Raw genomic sequence first — 16,307 nt, forward strand, 5'->3', positions numbered from 1 at the left:
ACCAACCAGGTAAAAATATGTCTGCATCCATCAAAAAATGGGATAAATTATTTGCCATAATCTCTCCCAAAATGACCGTACTAGTGCCGGCTATCATTATTGGTCTCTGTAATAAAGCATTGGCCCGGGACTTTTTTGACCCTGCATTCATTAGTTCAGTTGGTCAAAGTAATAAAGCAACGGCACTTGATCTAACCATTTTCTCCACTAAAGATGCACAATCGCCTGGTGAGTATCGTGTTGAAATCCTGTTAAACAATGACTACCAGGAAATAGCAACTATTCTTTTCGTAGAAAAGAAAGATGATAATAATCCAGAAAAAGTAACATTAGTGCCTTGCTTAAGCCTGGATAGGCTTAAGCTTTACGGATTGCGTACTAATGCTTTCCCTGCTTTAAAGGAAGATGCTACTGGTTGCACTAATATCAGTATTATTCCTGATTTTAAAACTGAATTCAACTTTAATAAACAACAACTTTCCATTTCAATTCCTCAAGCTGCATTGAGTAATACTGCACAAGGTTTTATACCTGCAGAAGAGTTTGACGAAGGGATTAATGCGTTATTCACTAATTATCAATTCAACTCCAGCAAGGATTTTGAGACAGAAAACGAGAACTATGGTCTTAACCTTCAGTCTGGTCTAAACATAGGTGCCTGGCGTATACGTAATCTGGGAACCTGGAATAAGTCTAACAATGATAATGGAAAGTGGGATTCAGTATATCTTTATGCCCAGCGCAGTATCGCTCCGCTCAACAGTACACTTGTCGTTGGTGAAAGTTCATCATTATCGAATATCTTTGATAGCGTTCCTTTCACTGGGATGCAGCTCGCTACAGATGTCGATATGCTCCCGGACAGTCTACGTGGCTATGCTCCAGTTGTGCGTGGTATTGCCAAAACAAATGCACGTGTGGTGATTAAACAGAATGGCTATCAAATTTACCAGGCGTTTGTCGCACCCGGTGCTTTTGAGATCACCGATATCTATGCCACCGGGGGTAATGGTGACCTATACGTTACCGTTGAAGAATCAGACGGGACCAAACAAAACTATATTGTGCCCTACGCTTCATTACCGTTAATGCTACGTGAAGGACAGCTCGAATATGAAGTGACGAGCGGAAAATACCGTTCATATAACAACAATACAGATGAAACGCCGTTCACCCAGGCAACGATAAGCTATGGAGCATTCAGCAACACGACTTTCTATACCGGTTTGCAGGCCGCATCAAAGTATCAGGCGCTGGCTTTCGGTATTGGTCACAATCTGGGCATTCTGGGGGCACTTTCTGCTGACCTGACTCAGGCATGGTCCCGAATGCAAAACGAAGAGAAAACGTCTGGCCAGTCCTGGCGTCTGCGCTACGGTAAGAATATCCTGGAAACAGGCACCAATATTACGGTTGCAGGTTATCGTTACTCTACGAAGGGATTTAATACACTCAATGATGTACTTGAGAGCTATAACTCAGATGTGGGCACCTATTCACCGCGTTCACTGCGTAACAGAACAAATCTGACGGTCAACCAAAGTCTGGGTGATGGCCTGGGCAGTCTCTCCCTGTCGGGCCTCTTTGAAGATTATTGGGACAATAAGCGTCGTAATAAGTCTCTCAGCATCGGTTATAACGGTGGCTGGGGGCGAATCAACTATTATTTAGGTTATAATTATAGTCGGTACACTTGGAAAAACGGTCAATCAGACCGTACTAAAGAAGATGATCATCTTTTCTCTCTGAGTGTGTCCATTCCGCTCAGTGAATGGCTACCTAATGCTTATGCAACCTACCAGGTTAACAACAGCAACCCCGGCTCCACGGAACAGTATGTCTCCTTACATGGAGTTGCGCTTGAAAGAAATAATCTCGACTGGAACGTCCAGCAAGGTTATAGCAATCGCGACGGAAGTAGCGGCGGTATCTATGCTAATTACCGCGGATCGCAGGGCTCGATTAATGGTAATTATAGTTATAACAAATACAGTCAGCTGCTCAATTATGGAATGAGCGGCACTATTATAGCTCACGCGGATGGAATCACGCTCGGGCAAGAGATGTCTGATACAGCAGCCCTGATTAAAGCTCCCGGGCTGAGCGATGTACGTATTGAAAACGATCAAACAATCGAAACAGATTTCCGTGGCTATGCAATCTATCCCTATTTGAGTCCATATCGCCGTAATACGCTTACACTTGATAGCACTACGTTGGGTGAAGAGATGGAATTACCGGAAACGAGTAAGAAATCGGTTCCTACACGAGGAGCTATTACGCGTATTAGTTTCGATGGAAATATTGGCCGTCGGGCATTTATCCAATTGCTGACCGCTTCTGGCAACCCGGTTCCATTTGGTGCCACTGTTGTACAGACATCTAAACTGGATGCACCGGCGAGCATTGTCAGCGACGGAGGCTTGGTTTATCTGTCTGGGTTAAAAGAGACCGGGGAGCTTGCTGTTCAATGGGGTAAAAACGCCGATCAGCAGTGTAAGGCAACTTATAACTTGTCCGATACAAACAAAAAGATAAGACAAACGACAGCGACATGTCGTTAAGCTTATGACATGGCAAAGGAATCGCTATGAAAAAATATGCATTATTAATTTTTAGTCTGCTCTTGTTCAGTGCTCAGAGCATTGCTGACTGTAAATACTTAAACAGTACAGGTGGGGTTGGTTTGACGCTTAGCCCGCGCCTGTTATCCGATAACAGTTTACCCGTAGGTAGTATACTTTTTGCTAAAACTATCGGTATCTCGAGTATGCGAACCTTTTACGATTGTGATACCACCTCCGCCGATCCCGATCTTTATCGCGTTGATGTCGGATCAAAAGCGCAGGTGTCAGGCGTTACGGGAATAAATGGCGAAGCTGTGTATGAAACGGGTATCGACGGGATAGGTTTTCAGGTATCAGATGGGATATCGGGTGTGCCTGGCCGTCCCGTAGTTGCTCAAATCGGAGCCTTTCCCTTAACGGTAAAAGCGACTTCTGGTGTAAAACAATGGACAGTCTGGTTAATCAAAACCAAACCCATCATCGATACTTCAACGTCGACGGCACCCGCTATTGTCATTCAGTATGCTGCTGGCCGTTCAGGACAGGTTAAGAGCTTAACCTCGAATACTATTTTGCTCAGGGTTACCTTAAATATGGGAACCGTACAATACCGTGCAACCTCATGCAACTTAACACCGCGCGGAGGGAATACGGTCACGCTTGATCCCATTACAGTGACGGACTTAAAAAAGGTTTCTTCACCTAACGCCACCGGTAAAAGTAAGGACGTGGTGTTAGATATGACCTGCCCTAATGATGCGGTCGGGTTAAGCTATAACTATTGGTTTAATCCCATTTCAGGCTCCGAATCGGCCTCAGGGGTGTTAGCTAACTCAACGAGTGTTGCGGCGGGCGGGGCTAAAAATGTCGGCCTAATCGTTAAGCAAGGCGTAACAGCGGTAAACTTTTATGATTACGATGACTATCAGGTGAGTAAAACCAAAGCAACTCAGGAAATTAAATTCAGTATTGATTACTACCGTCTTTCAACGGATATCGCGCAGGGCAACGTCACCGCATTAATGGAAGTTGTATTACAGGAAAAGTAATACTTAAATTACAAATAAGGCATACTAACCTGTGCCTTATTTTATTAGCACTACAGATTAAATCATCAATTAATCAACCTTGTTCTGTTGACTTGCACATTATACTAATGCAACAATTTAAAAGTCAGTTCTTTTAAGAACTGAATTTATTCGTTTGGATATATAATAGTTAAAGGATAAATTCACACTATGAAAATATTATCTTCGCAGGAAATGGGAAGTGTTGAGGGTGGCGCATCTTTGTTTGCTCTTAATACGGTCTCCGCAAAAACTGATACAGTAGTTGATCCATTTATGGATAACATGAAGAAAATGTTTGGCGCAACAGCAGGTCGAGACCTGGCAAAAGCAGCTAAAAAATTTGGTTTGGTTGGTATTGTTAATGCCATTTTTGGCTGGTAACTCCGCTACAGCCTAATAACCCTTCTGAACTCAAAATAAACTTTAGACAATTCATATTACCGGGAATATTACGCGGTGTGTAATACCTTATTGAAAACTGAGTGAAAACTTCACACCACAATAATACTTTTGAATATGACTGAGTGAATTTAATTCATCACGCTATTTAAATTCATTAGAAAAGAGATTTAAACATGAAAGAACTTACTGTGTTTGAAATGGAAGAAGTCTCCGCCGGAACGTTCGATGAACTGGCGTCCCGTGTTGCCGCAGCGGCGTTGGGTGCTGTCACTATGGGCGTCTGGGGCACCCTTATTGGCGGTACCCAGTCCGGAGCTAACGGCGGTCTGCTGGGCTTTGGCTTGATTGGTAACCTCGTCGGTATGTTCTGGGGCCTTGCCATGGGCGCTCTTACCGGTGCTGTATCAAGTTTCGCGATGGGCTGGGATAAAACCCTGGCTCTTACCGAAAAAAGCTTCAACAACGCAATAGATGGCCAATTTGTGCCTTGGGCGCAATAATTTTTGTATATTTTTTAAAGAATTAAACTAATAAAGGATTATTAACATGAAAGAACTCAATATTTTTGAAATGGAACAGATTGCCGCTGGCACAGAAGATAACCTCTTTACCCGCCTCGCAGCTGCTGCACTGAACGGTGTGGTCACCGGCGTATGGGGCACCCTGATCGGGGGGACTCAGTCTGGCGCTAATGGCGGTCTGCTGGGCTTTGGCCTGGGTGGCAATGTTGTCGGTATGTTCTGGGGCCTGGCCATGGGCGCCATTACCGGTGCAGCGTCTGGTTTTGCCATGGGCTGGGACAAATCTCTGGCTGTTGTTGAAAAAGCGTTTAATAACCTGTTCGACGGTCAGTTCGTACCTTGGGCACAATGATTCATCATTTTTAATTCATTTATAAAAGGAATATTAAAATGAAAGAACTTAATATCTTTGAAATGGAACAGATTGCCGCTGGCACCGAAGATAATCTCTTTACGCGCCTCGCAGCAGCTGTATTGACTGGTGTTGTCCACGGTGTATGGGGCACCCTGATCGGGGGTACTCAATCCGGCGCTAACGGCGGTCTGCTGGGCTTTGGCCTGGGTGGTAATGTTGTCGGTATGTTCTGGGGCCTGGCCATGGGCGCAATTACCGGCGCAGCGTCTGGTTTTGCCATGGGCTGGGACAGCTCTCTGGCTATAGTTGAAAAATCATTTAATAACCTGTTCGACGGCCAGTTCGTACCGTGGGCGCAATAATCCTATAGTCTCAATGAAGAAAAGACCCTTCGGGGTCTTTTCTTAAAAATCACAGGTGAAATGAAAAATAATAAAGCAAAATGATTTTAGGTTCATTTTCACCCTTTTTCTTACTGTCTGCATTTTGAATAAACATTAATTTTAGTATGTTTTAACAATACCGGACATCTTTGTTTTTTGTTCGCAAGTCATTATCAACCATTCTATAGGTTAAATAAAACCCAATGAAAAGAAGTATATATCGCAAGGAAGCGATTGAATATAAAAAATACTATTGGAAAGGGAAGGTTTTATTGCTTGCAGGATTGCCTGCGTGGTTAATATCCTTACTCTCATTCGCTTTTCTTATTGCACTAACACTTACCCTGCTCTTTTGCAGTTATACTCAGCGCATCGATGTTCGGGGCGAAGTTATCACTTTGCCTCACTCGGTGAACGTATTTTCTTCTCAACAAGGTTATATCGTAAAGCAATATATTAAACCGGGAGATATTGTCGAAAAAGGCACACCTCTTTACGAGATAGACGTTTCACGCGATACCAAAACAGGTAATGTGTCCGATTTCATGAGCAAAGCTATTGCAGATAAAATTACTAATGCTGAAGAGATCATAAAAAAAATTACCGATAACAAGCAAGAAACTATAAATGCGTTAAATGAACAGGTTCGTCAATTCAGTAGTGCTTTGGTGGAAACAGAAACTATGTTAAAAAACACCAAAACAGGCTTAAAAGAGATGAAAAATAATTTAAAGAGCTATGATAATTATCTGCGTCAGGGATTGATTACGAAAGATCAATACAATTATCAGCACTCCTTATACTTTCAACAACAAAGCGCTTATCAGTCTCTTACCAGCCAGCGAATGCAGCAGGAATCGCAATTGACCCAACTGAAAAGCGATATTGTTACGAAAGCCGCTGATTTCGATAATCAAATAACAAGCCAACGTAACAATATTAATGATTTTAAAAACCAGATGGTAGAATCCAATGCCAGCGGTAATATGGTCATTAAAGCAACGACCAGTGGTAAAATAGAGTCTATTTCAGTCACCGTCGGGCAAATGGTTGACAAAGGGAGCAGTCTGGTACAAATCAAACCCACCGGCAATGTGAAATATTATTTAGTTCTATGGCTACCCAACAATAGCATCCCTTATGTTAAGGCCGGGGATACCGTCAATATCCGCTATGATGCGTTTCCATCGGATAAATTCGGGCAATTTCCAGGGAAGATCGCCACTATTTCGTCGGTGCCAGCATCTCGCCAGGAGATGGCGGAGTACACCAACGTGAATAATGTTAATGCGATGAATCAGCAAGAACTGGCCCTTTATAAAACATTGGTTGAGATAAATGACAAATCATTTAAATATAATGATAAAGAGCTGAACCTTTCAAATGGATTAAAAGCGCAGGCAATTGTTTTTCTTGAGGAACGGCCACTCTACATGTGGATGTTTACACCTTTCTATAAAATTTCACAGAGCGTAAGTGGGCCTATCCAATGACAAACGAATTGTTTAAATCAATTGTATCTAAATTGAATTTTTCGCTGCGCAAGAAAACACCTGTTATTTTGCAGTCAGAATCAGCAGAGTGCGGTATCGCATGTTTATCGATGGTCTGTGGTTATCATGGCCTGGAAATCGATCTTTTTAACTTTCGCCAGCGTTTTGGCAGTTCATCCCAAGGGGTCAGTCTTCTTGAACTGAGTAAAATTGCAGAACAGGCCGGGCTTAAAAACCGCTCTCTGTCTTTGGACATGGATGAAATAAAGCAGCTGAAGCTCCCTTGTATTTTACACTGGGGAATGAATCACTATGTCGTTCTGACACAGATTAAACGTTCAACGTTTGTTGTCCATGATCCAGCATTAGGGAAGCGGTTAATCGGCTTTCAGGAAATGTCCAATAATTTTACGGGCATTGCTATGGAGCTTTGGCCTGGCAGTAACTTCCAGCAGGAAAAAGTAAAAAGCCGCCTGCGTCTCATTGATTTGATGAAAAACATCAACGGACTCAAACCTGCCCTGGTCAAAATATTTGCGTTATCCATTGTGGTGGAAGCGATCAATCTGCTGATGCCAATCGGTACGCAGCTGGTGACGGACCACGTTATTATCGCCCACGATCATAGCCTGCTCTCCGTGATCTGTATCGGTTTAGTGGTCTTTACGCTATTCCGTACCTTTGTGAGTATGATTCGAGCCTGGACCTCGTTGACGCTGAATACGCTGACGGATATTCAGTGGAAAACGACCCTGTTTGATCACTTAACGAGCCTGCCGCTCCACTTTTTTGAAAAACGTCACCTGGGTGATATCCAGTCTCGTTTTTCGTCGCTGGATACTATTCGCGCAACATTCACAAACAGTATCGTCACCGGCATTATTGACGTCATCATGACCGTCGGCCTGTTGGTGATGATGTCACTGTACGGTGGCTGGCTGGTTTGGGTGGTGGTCGGATTTACGCTGTGCTATGCGTTAATGCGTTTTGCTACGTATCATTTTTATCGGCGTATAACAGAAGAACAGGTGATAAAAAGCGCGCGTTCAAGCTCCCACTTTATGGAATCTCTGTACGGTATCTCCACTATTAAGGCGCTGAATCTTAAAGATCGCCGCTCAAAGCACTGGCTCAACATTAATATTGAAGCTTGCAATGCGGGCATTAAACAAACCCGTTTTGATATGATGTTTGGTGGTTTTAACGCATTTATTAACAGCATTGATCAAGTCGCAATCTTGTGGATTGGTGCCGTTATGGTTATTGATAACAACATGACGCTCGGTATGTTCATGGCGTTTAATGCCTATCGTGGTCAATTTGCTCAGCGCGCATCAAGCCTGATCGACCTGACTATGCAACTGCGCATGCTCTCCCTCCACAACGAGCGTTTGTCAGAAATTGTGTTTAGCGAACCGGAAGCAGAGTTGCCTCAGCGCCGCGTATTTGAAGCCAATAAAGGTGTCGTGCTTGAAGTGAAGGATCTTACCTACCAGTACGATCCCTTCTCTAAGCCAATATTTAGCAATCTGGATCTTACGATTCAGCCCGGCGAATCTGTCGCGATTATTGGTCCTTCAGGCGTTGGCAAAACGACCCTGCTAAAAGTGATGTGCGGATTATTGCTCCCTACCAGTGGTAGCGTTCTGGCGGATGAACTCGATATTACCAAAATTGGCCTCAATAATTACCGCATGAGTACAGCCTGTGTATTACAGGAGGACAGATTATTCTCCGGGTCGATAGCAGATAACATTTGTAGCTTTGAAGACAATCCAGACCAGGATCGCATTATCGCCTGTGCACAATATTGCAATATCCATGATGAGATAATGCGCATGCCAATGGCCTATGAATCAACGGTGGGTGAATTAGGCCTGGGTATTTCTGGTGGGCAGAAACAGCGTATTCTCATCGCTCGCGCCCTTTATCGCCAGCCGAGTGTCCTGTTTATGGATGAAGCGACCAGCCATCTCGATTTGGCAAACGAATCATTTATCAATAAGTCCATTTCAAACCTGAAAATTACCCGTGTCATCGTTGCGCACAGGCCTTCAACTATCGCATCTGCTGACCGCGTTATTGACTTATCCCAGTACGGAAAAAACACTCAGACAATACAGGCTTAACTTATCTATAAAAGGATTGATATGACTAACTCTATACATGGATTGAACAGCGGTCTTCTCCTGAACGAGGAGGGCTTCGTAGCTCTTGCGCTTAAAGTGAAGACCAGCAATGGTCAAACCAGCCTTTTCTATTTACAGGGTGAAGCACTCAGAGACCTGATGATGGTCTTACAAAACAGATTACTGTTTGTACAGAACAACGTCGCAAATGGCCATCAAGAAGTAGCTGAGCATATTGAAACTGCGAACCAGGAATTGATAAAAAATCTGCCGGCGCTCGAGCTTAAGGATGTTGAACAGCCCGATGCAGGCTTCCTTGTGAATTCTCTGGCAGTTAGCTTTGCTGAGGATGGTTTTAAACTGGCAATATTTCTCAAAAATGAAAGTTTGCTCCATATTAAAGTTTCTGATGCACAGCTTCAGTTTATTATGGTTGCGATTGCCAGGGCACTGGATAACGTTAAAAACGTTGATCTCATAAACATACTTACCGCCGGTATTAATTACGCACCGGTCTATGATGCTTTATTTAAGCAAGACGGCTCTATCGATTATAGTTTAATTGAAGCCGATCAGTGGAAACTGGATTTATTTAATGAGTATGTGCTTATCGTTTATGGAATTGAAAGCAAAGAGGGGCTTCAATTAAAATTCGGCGCAGTGGTTAAATGCCATAAATCGGTTAATGCACAGGAACTTGATATTATTGCCAGAAACTTTGCGTCAAAAAGTAAAAAGATCATGCCATATCTTAACCAACTGGCAGAAATCAAAACAAGGGTTATGCCCTTTGAAAAAGTGGGAATTCCCGCAGTTAACGAAGCACTACAGCCTCTTGCAGAGTTTCATAAAGCACTGTGTAACTGACAGGCGAAAGCAACGCAATTTGTACTCTTACAGGGAAGTGGGTACAAAAGGGGCAACATATCTTCGGGCATATTGCTCCTGATTGAATGCAGAAAATAGTGTTCTGCATTTATCATAGCTGTATTCAAAGCCAGGTCAGAGCGGCTTTTTCAACAGCACTGTTTTTTTTAGCCTCAGTGATTTATTTTCACTGAGGCTTTTTTTTGAAAATCAGTTCGGGCACTTATAAACCTGACCCTGCATTTCACTGGCCGTCGGCACAAAGCTCGATAACAATCCTTGCGTCGGGCTGCTCACACCATAAATCACGTTTCCGCCCATTTCAGCCGCCTGGTTACGCAGACCATTCGCTGCACCACGCATGGAGCCGCCCTCTTCGCCATGCTGCCCGGAGAGCCAGTTGCTTTGCTTGCCCGTTGCGGTGCCCACCAGCTGGCATTCGCTTCCCGGCTTATCTTCTACAAAGCGAACGCTCTGCCCACCTGCAGACAGCTCATTGCCAGAGCTGCAACCCGCCAGCAGCAACGCTGCTCCCACAATCCCTGCACAAACGTTAACGCGCATGTTATTCCTCGTTTTCAATAAGCTGGGCAGGTGCTGCCCGCGTCTAAACCTTATACTAAAAAGATGACCAAAAGAAAAACCCCCGGGCATTTCTGACCGGGGGTTTTTTTATTTCTGCGAGGAGCAGAACAGCATGATTACATCATGCCGCCCATACCACCCATGCCGCCCATACCACCAGCAGCACCTAAGTCAGGCGCGTCGCCTTTTGGCAGGTCGGTCACCATGCACTCGGTGGTGATCATCAGGCCAGCAACAGAGGCCGCGTACTGCAGAGCAGAACGGGTCACTTTAGTTGGGTCCAGAATACCGAAGTCGATCATGTTGCCGTATTCTTCAGTAGCAGCGTTGTAACCGTAGTTACCTTCACCCGCTTTCACCATGTTGGCCACAACAGACGGCTCTTCACCGGCGTTGGACACGATCTGACGCAAAGGCGCTTCCATTGCGCGCAGCGCAACTTTGATACCTACGTTCTGATCTTCGTTCTGAGCGGTCAGGCCAGCCAGTTTCGCTGCAACGCGAACCAGAGCAACACCACCACCAGCAACCACGCCTTCTTCTACCGCAGCACGGGTCGCGTGCAGGGCGTCATCAACGCGTGCTTTCTTCTCTTTCATCTCAACTTCGGTAGCTGCACCGACTTTGATAACCGCTACGCCGCCTGCCAGTTTCGCAACGCGTTCCTGCAGTTTTTCACGGTCGTAGTCAGAGGTCGCTTCTTCGATCTGCTTACGGATCTGAGTAACGCGGCCCTGGATGGCATCTTCTTCACCCACGCCATCGATGATGGTGGTGGTGTCTTTGTTGATCACAACGCGTTTCGCCTGACCCAGATCTTCCAGCGTCGCTTTTTCCAGCTCCATACCGATCTCTTCAGAGATGACGGTACCGCCAGTCAGGGTTGCGATGTCCTGCAGCATAGCTTTACGACGGTCGCCGAAGCCAGGTGCTTTAACCGCAGCCACTTTCACGATGCCACGCATGGTGTTAACCACCAGAGTCGCCAGCGCTTCGCCTTCAACGTCTTCAGCGATGATAACCAGCGGTTTGCCTGCTTTCGCAACGGCTTCCAGCACTGGCAGCATTTCGCGGATGTTGGAGATCTTCTTGTCAGCCAGCAGGATGAACGGGCTTTCCAGTTCTACTGCGCCAGTTTCCGGCTTGTTGATGAAGTAAGGGGACAGGTAGCCACGGTCGAACTGCATACCTTCAACCACGTCCAGTTCGTCTTCCAGACCGGTACCGTCTTCAACGGTGATCACGCCTTCTTTACCGACTTTATCCATCGCTTCAGCGATCAGTTTACCTACGGTTTCGTCGGAGTTAGCGGAGATGGTACCAACCTGAGCAATGGCTTTAGAGTCAGAGCACGGTACGGACAGCGTTTTCAGCTCTTCAACAGCGGCAACGACAGCTTTGTCGATACCACGTTTCAGATCCATTGGGTTCATACCCGCAGCAACGGCTTTCAGGCCTTCGGTGATGATCGCCTGCGCCAGTACGGTTGCAGTGGTGGTACCGTCGCCCGCAGCGTCGTTCGCTTTAGAGGCAACTTCTTTCACCATCTGGGCACCCATGTTTTCGAACTTGTCTTCCAGTTCGATTTCACGCGCTACGGAAACGCCATCTTTGGTGATGGTCGGCGCGCCGAAGGATTTGTCCAGAACCACGTTACGGCCTTTCGGGCCCAGGGTCACTTTAACTGCGTCTGCCAGTACGTTTACGCCGCGCAGCATTTTCACACGAGCGTCGTTACCGAATTTTACGTCTTTAGCTGCCATTTTAATCTTTCCCTTAAATTCGTATGTTCAGTGTCGTTCGCGGATTACGCTTCAACAATTGCCAGAATGTCGCTTTCGGACATGATCAACACTTCTTCATTGTCGATCTTCTCGGACTTCACACCGTAGCCATCGTTGAAAATGACGATGTCACCAACTTTAACGTCCAGAGGCTGCACATTTCCGTTTTCCAGAATGCGACCCTTACCGACAGCGATGATTTCGCCACGAGTTGATTTTGCTGCTGCAGAACCGGTCAGAACGATGCCGCCAGCAGATTTGGTTTCAACTTCTTTACGTTTGACGATCACACGATCATGTAACGGACGAATACTCATTGATAGCTCTCCTTTGAGAAAGTCATTATCAGTTATGGGTGACGCCGGGCCGTAAGCGGTTTTCCGGCTAGTGCCCTGAGAGATGGGGATGGGGTTTTACCCCTTCAAGGGGTAGTCGAAAAAAAATTTGTGAAAGTGTTACCATCGCCTCTCTTTTGATGGTGGCAGGACAACGGAATGAGTGGACTCAAACAGGAGCTGGGACTCGCGCAGGGTGTTGGCTTACTTTCAACCTCTTTATTAGGCACGGGGGTGTTTGCCGTGCCGGCGCTGGCTGCACTGGTCGCGGGGGATAACAGCCTCTGGGCATGGCCAGTACTCATCGTGCTGGTGTTCCCGGTGGCGATTGTCTTTGCCATTCTCGGGCGACACTTTCCGAGTGCCGGTGGCGTGGCGCATTTTGTCGGAATGGCATTCGGCCCGCGTCTGGAGCGCGTCACCGGCTGGTTATTCCTCTCTGTGATCCCCGTGGGGCTGCCTGCCGCCCTGCATATTGCAACGGGTTTTGGCCAGGCGCTGTTTGGCTGGCATGATGTGCAGCTGTTGCTGGCGGAACTGGGTACGCTGGCGATTGTCTGGTGGGTCGGCTCACGCGGAGCCAGTTCCAGCGCCAACCTGCAAACCCTGGTGGCGGTTTTGATTGTGGCGCTGATAGGTGCTATCTGGTGGGCGGGAGACATTCAGATAACAGAAATCCCCTTCCCTGCCGTAACCGATGTTGACCACTCGCAGCTTTTCGCCGCGCTTTCCGTCATGTTCTGGTGTTTTGTCGGCCTCGAAGCCTTCGCCCATCTGGCGTCGGAGTTTAAACAGCCGGAACGCGATTTCCCGCGGGCGTTGATGATCGGCCTGCTGCTGGCTGGCACGGTCTACTGGGCCTGTACGGTGCTGGTCCTGCACTTCACCGCCTATGGCGCGGATATGGCGGCAGCGGCCTCGCTGCCGGCCATTGTGGTACAGCTGTTTGGCGTGAAGGCACTGTGGATCGCCTGCGTCATTGGCTACCTCGCCTGCTTTGCCAGTCTGAATATCTATATTCAAAGCTTTGCCCGGCTGGTGTGGTCCCAGGCGCTGTACAAGCCGGAAAGCCGCCTCGCACGCCTGTCCAGACGTCAGCTACCGCTCAACGCGCTCAATACCGTGCTGGGCTGCTGTGTGGTGAGCACGCTGGCGATCTACTGGCTGGACATCAACCTCGACGCGCTTATCGTCTATGCCAACGGCATCTTCATCATGATCTATCTGCTGTGCATGCTGGCGGGCTGTCGCCTGCTGAAAGGCCGCTATAAGGCGCTGGCGGTGATCGGTGGGGTGCTCTGCATACTGCTGCTGGCGATGGTGGGCTGGAAGAGTCTGTATGCCATTGTGATGCTGGCGGGATTGTGGCTATTCTTGCCGAAGCGGAGTGCGGTGTGACGCCGGATGGCGCTACGTTTATCCGGCCTACAATCGTAGGCCCGGCAAGCGCAGCGCCGCCGGGCAATGACTCTTAGCGATCGTCTTTATGATCCAGACGGTCGCGCTGGTCATCCTTACGCTGATACTCCCCGTCAAACGTCTCCCCACCGCCCGTACCGGCGCTGAATCCGCCGCCCGGCATCCGGTTAAAACGCAGATGCGGCATCAGTTTCAGCGTCAGCAGCTTTTGCACTGGCGGGACGAGCAGCAACAGGCCGAGGAAGTCGGTGAAAAAACCGGGAATAATCAGCAAAATACCGCCGATAATCAGCGATACGCTTTTGACCATCTCTGCCGCCGGGCTCTCGCCTGCGGCCATCTTCTGCTGCATTAACAGGAAGTTTTTGAAACCCTGATTGCGCACCAGCGACATGCCTATGACCGAGGTGAAAATCACCAGTATCAGCGTCAGCAGGACGCCAAACACATGGGCGACCTGAATAAAAATAGAAATCTCTATATAAACATAGAGAAAGATTGCAACTAACGGTATCCAGCGCACTGGCTTCTCCTGTGTGGCAGACGCCGTGGTGGCCCCTGTCGGTATTGATTTGCGATTCGCGTCTGTCAGAAATGGAGACGTTTAGTCAAAATTCAATCGGTTTGCACGGATATTTTTTCTGGAAATATTAAAGCGGTGATTCATTTCACAGATTGATAAATATCATGTCGCCGGGTCGATAATAAGTGATCCAGGTTACGGCATTTCGCTATCATCAGCATATCATTCCGGGTATCTGGTCGATTCAGGGGATAATCGTCGGTCAGAAAATAGACATAACCACAGATGTACTGTGTGTTTAGTACAATCAATCGGCAGCTTGAAAAGAAGGTTCACATGTTAAACAACATTCGTATCGAAGAAGACTTGTTGGGTACCAGGGAAGTTCCAGCGGATGCCTACTATGGTGTTCACACTCTGAGAGCGATTGAAAACTTCTACATCAGCAACAGCAAAATCAGCGACATCCCTGAATTTGTACGTGGCATGGTGATGGTGAAGAAAGCCGCAGCCATGGCAAACAAAGAGCTGCAAACCATTCCGAAAAGCATCGCCAATACCATCATCGCCGCCTGCGATGAAGTGCTGAACAACGGCAAGTGCATGGATCAATTCCCGGTCGACGTCTATCAGGGCGGCGCGGGTACATCGGTGAACATGAATACCAACGAGGTACTGGCCAACATCGGCCTTGAGCTGATGGGCCACCAGAAAGGTGAGTACCAGTACCTGAACCCGAACGACCACGTCAATAAATGCCAGTCTACCAACGACGCCTACCCGACCGGCTTCCGTATCGCCGTGTACGCCTCCGTGGTGAAGCTGGTGGATGCCATTAACCAGCTCGGTGAAGGTTTCCAGAACAAAGCCGTCGAATTCCAGGACATCCTGAAAATGGGCCGCACCCAGCTGCAGGACGCAGTGCCGATGACCCTCGGCCAGGAGTTCCACGCGTTTAACGTGCTGCTGAATGAAGAGACCCGCAACCTGATGCGCACCTCTGAACTGCTGCTGGAGGTGAACCTGGGGGCAACGGCGATTGGTACGCGTCTGAATACGCCGGATGGCTACCAGCAGCTGGCGGTGCAGAAGCTGGCCGAAGTCTCCAACCTGGCGGTCGTGCCGGCAGAAGACCTGATTGAAGCCACCTCCGACTGTGGCGCTTACGTAATGGTGCACAGCGCGCTGAAACGTCTGGCAGTGAAGCTGTCTAAAATCTGTAACGACCTGCGCCTGCTCTCCTCAGGCCCACGTGCGGGTCTGAATGAAATCAACCTGCCGGAACTGCAGGCGGGCTCGTCCATCATGCCGGCCAAAGTGAACCCGGTGGTGCCGGAAGTGGTTAACCAGGTATGCTTCAAAGTCATCGGTAACGACATTACCGTCACCATGGCCTCGGAAGCAGGTCAGCTGCAGCTGAACGTCATGGAGCCAGTAATTGGCCAGGCGATGTTTGAGTCGATTCACATTCTGACCAACGCCTGCTACAACCTGCTGGAAAAATGCATCAACGGCATCACCGCCAACAAAGCGGTCTGTGAAAGCTACGTCTATAACTCTATCGGCATCGTTACCTACCTCAACCCGTTCATCGGTCACCACAACGGCGACATCGTCGGTAAGATTTGTGCCGAAACCGGTAAGAGCGTACGAGAGGTCGTACTTGAGCGTGGCTTGCTGACAGAAGCCGAGCTGGATGATATCTTCTCGCCACAAAACTTAATGCACCCGGCCTACAAAGCAAAAAGATACACGGATGAAAGTGAACAATAACAGTTCAGGTTAAACTTCATGAAGGCACGTCACTTGACGTGCCTTTTTTGTTTTTAGGCGTTACCAAACCACAACAATTCAATATCAACTTGTTAATAAGC

Annotated in this window: 15 protein-coding genes; 11 read left to right on the plus strand and 4 right to left on the minus strand. The window is 47.5% G+C overall.

The features are described 5' to 3' along the window. Positions 1-17: 17 nt before the first annotated feature. From V7Q49_RS16280 to yjeJ, 9 genes are all read left to right on the plus strand, one after another. A complete protein-coding gene (locus V7Q49_RS16280; RefSeq protein ID WP_442913076.1) occupies positions 18-2,564 on the plus strand; it encodes a fimbria/pilus outer membrane usher protein in 2,547 nt (848 codons plus the stop codon). A gap of 26 nt (positions 2,565-2,590) precedes the next feature. Further along, positions 2,591-3,616, plus strand: coding sequence for a fimbrial protein (locus V7Q49_RS16285; protein WP_333853553.1), 1,026 nt, complete (start codon positions 2,591-2,593; stop codon positions 3,614-3,616). Between the two features lie 189 nt (positions 3,617-3,805). Further along, on the plus strand, positions 3,806-4,018 hold the full coding sequence (locus tag V7Q49_RS16290) for a hypothetical protein (RefSeq protein WP_333853554.1): 213 nt from the start codon (positions 3,806-3,808) through the stop codon (positions 4,016-4,018). 194 nt (positions 4,019-4,212) lie between these two features. Next, on the plus strand, positions 4,213-4,539 hold the full coding sequence (locus V7Q49_RS16295; protein WP_333853555.1) for a hypothetical protein: 327 nt from the start codon (positions 4,213-4,215) through the stop codon (positions 4,537-4,539). Positions 4,540-4,585: 46 nt separating this feature from the next. Next, a complete protein-coding gene (locus V7Q49_RS16300; RefSeq protein WP_333853556.1) occupies positions 4,586-4,912 on the plus strand; it encodes a hypothetical protein in 327 nt (108 codons plus the stop codon). A 38-nt stretch (positions 4,913-4,950) separates the two neighbouring features. Continuing rightward, on the plus strand, positions 4,951-5,277 hold the full coding sequence (locus tag V7Q49_RS16305) for a hypothetical protein (protein WP_333853557.1): 327 nt from the start codon (positions 4,951-4,953) through the stop codon (positions 5,275-5,277). A 224-nt stretch (positions 5,278-5,501) separates the two neighbouring features. Continuing rightward, positions 5,502-6,791 carry an HlyD family secretion protein gene (locus V7Q49_RS16310; protein WP_333853558.1) on the plus strand — a complete coding sequence of 430 codons (1,290 nt, stop codon included), beginning with the start codon at positions 5,502-5,504 and terminating at the stop codon, positions 6,789-6,791. Then, positions 6,788-8,920 (plus strand): peptidase domain-containing ABC transporter, encoded by a 2,133-nt coding sequence (locus tag V7Q49_RS16315; protein ID WP_333853559.1) that lies wholly within the window; start codon positions 6,788-6,790, stop codon positions 8,918-8,920. The genes V7Q49_RS16310 and V7Q49_RS16315 overlap by 4 nt, the downstream gene beginning before the upstream one ends. Positions 8,921-8,941: 21 nt before the next feature. Further along, complete coding sequence (gene yjeJ / locus V7Q49_RS16320) at positions 8,942-9,787, plus strand: YjeJ family protein (RefSeq protein WP_333853560.1); 846 nt, start codon at positions 8,942-8,944, stop codon at positions 9,785-9,787. 210 nt (positions 9,788-9,997) lie between these two features. On the opposite strand, the gene V7Q49_RS16325 is transcribed toward yjeJ, so the two are convergent. The 3 genes from V7Q49_RS16325 to V7Q49_RS16335 form a co-directional block, all read right to left on the minus strand. Continuing rightward, positions 9,998-10,351, minus strand: coding sequence for a DUF4156 domain-containing protein (locus V7Q49_RS16325; RefSeq protein ID WP_333853561.1), 354 nt, complete (start codon positions 10,349-10,351; stop codon positions 9,998-10,000). Positions 10,352-10,488: 137 nt separating this feature from the next. Next, on the minus strand, positions 10,489-12,135 hold the full coding sequence (gene groL / locus V7Q49_RS16330; RefSeq protein ID WP_142487925.1) for a chaperonin GroEL: 1,647 nt from the start codon (positions 12,133-12,135) through the stop codon (positions 10,489-10,491). Between the two features lie 44 nt (positions 12,136-12,179). Further along, positions 12,180-12,473 (minus strand): co-chaperone GroES, encoded by a 294-nt coding sequence (locus V7Q49_RS16335; protein WP_032616151.1) that lies wholly within the window; start codon positions 12,471-12,473, stop codon positions 12,180-12,182. A 177-nt stretch (positions 12,474-12,650) separates the two neighbouring features. On the opposite strand from V7Q49_RS16335, the gene yjeH reads away from it, so the two are divergent. Next, on the plus strand, positions 12,651-13,889 hold the full coding sequence (gene yjeH / locus V7Q49_RS16340; RefSeq protein ID WP_333853562.1) for an L-methionine/branched-chain amino acid transporter: 1,239 nt from the start codon (positions 12,651-12,653) through the stop codon (positions 13,887-13,889). Between the two features lie 73 nt (positions 13,890-13,962). Here yjeH and V7Q49_RS16345 read toward each other — a convergent pair whose 3' ends face one another. Next, positions 13,963-14,433, minus strand: coding sequence for an FxsA family protein (locus tag V7Q49_RS16345; RefSeq protein WP_220435198.1), 471 nt, complete (start codon positions 14,431-14,433; stop codon positions 13,963-13,965). A gap of 336 nt (positions 14,434-14,769) precedes the next feature. Between V7Q49_RS16345 and aspA the strand changes: the two genes are divergently transcribed. Continuing rightward, positions 14,770-16,206, plus strand: a complete 1,437-nt coding sequence (gene aspA / locus V7Q49_RS16350; protein WP_333853563.1) for an aspartate ammonia-lyase — start codon at positions 14,770-14,772, stop codon at positions 16,204-16,206. The last annotated feature ends 101 nt before the right edge of the window (positions 16,207-16,307 follow it).

The sequence above is a fragment of the Leclercia sp. genome (genome assembly GCF_036780805.1).
Taxonomy (GTDB): Bacteria; Pseudomonadota; Gammaproteobacteria; order Enterobacterales; family Enterobacteriaceae; genus Enterobacter.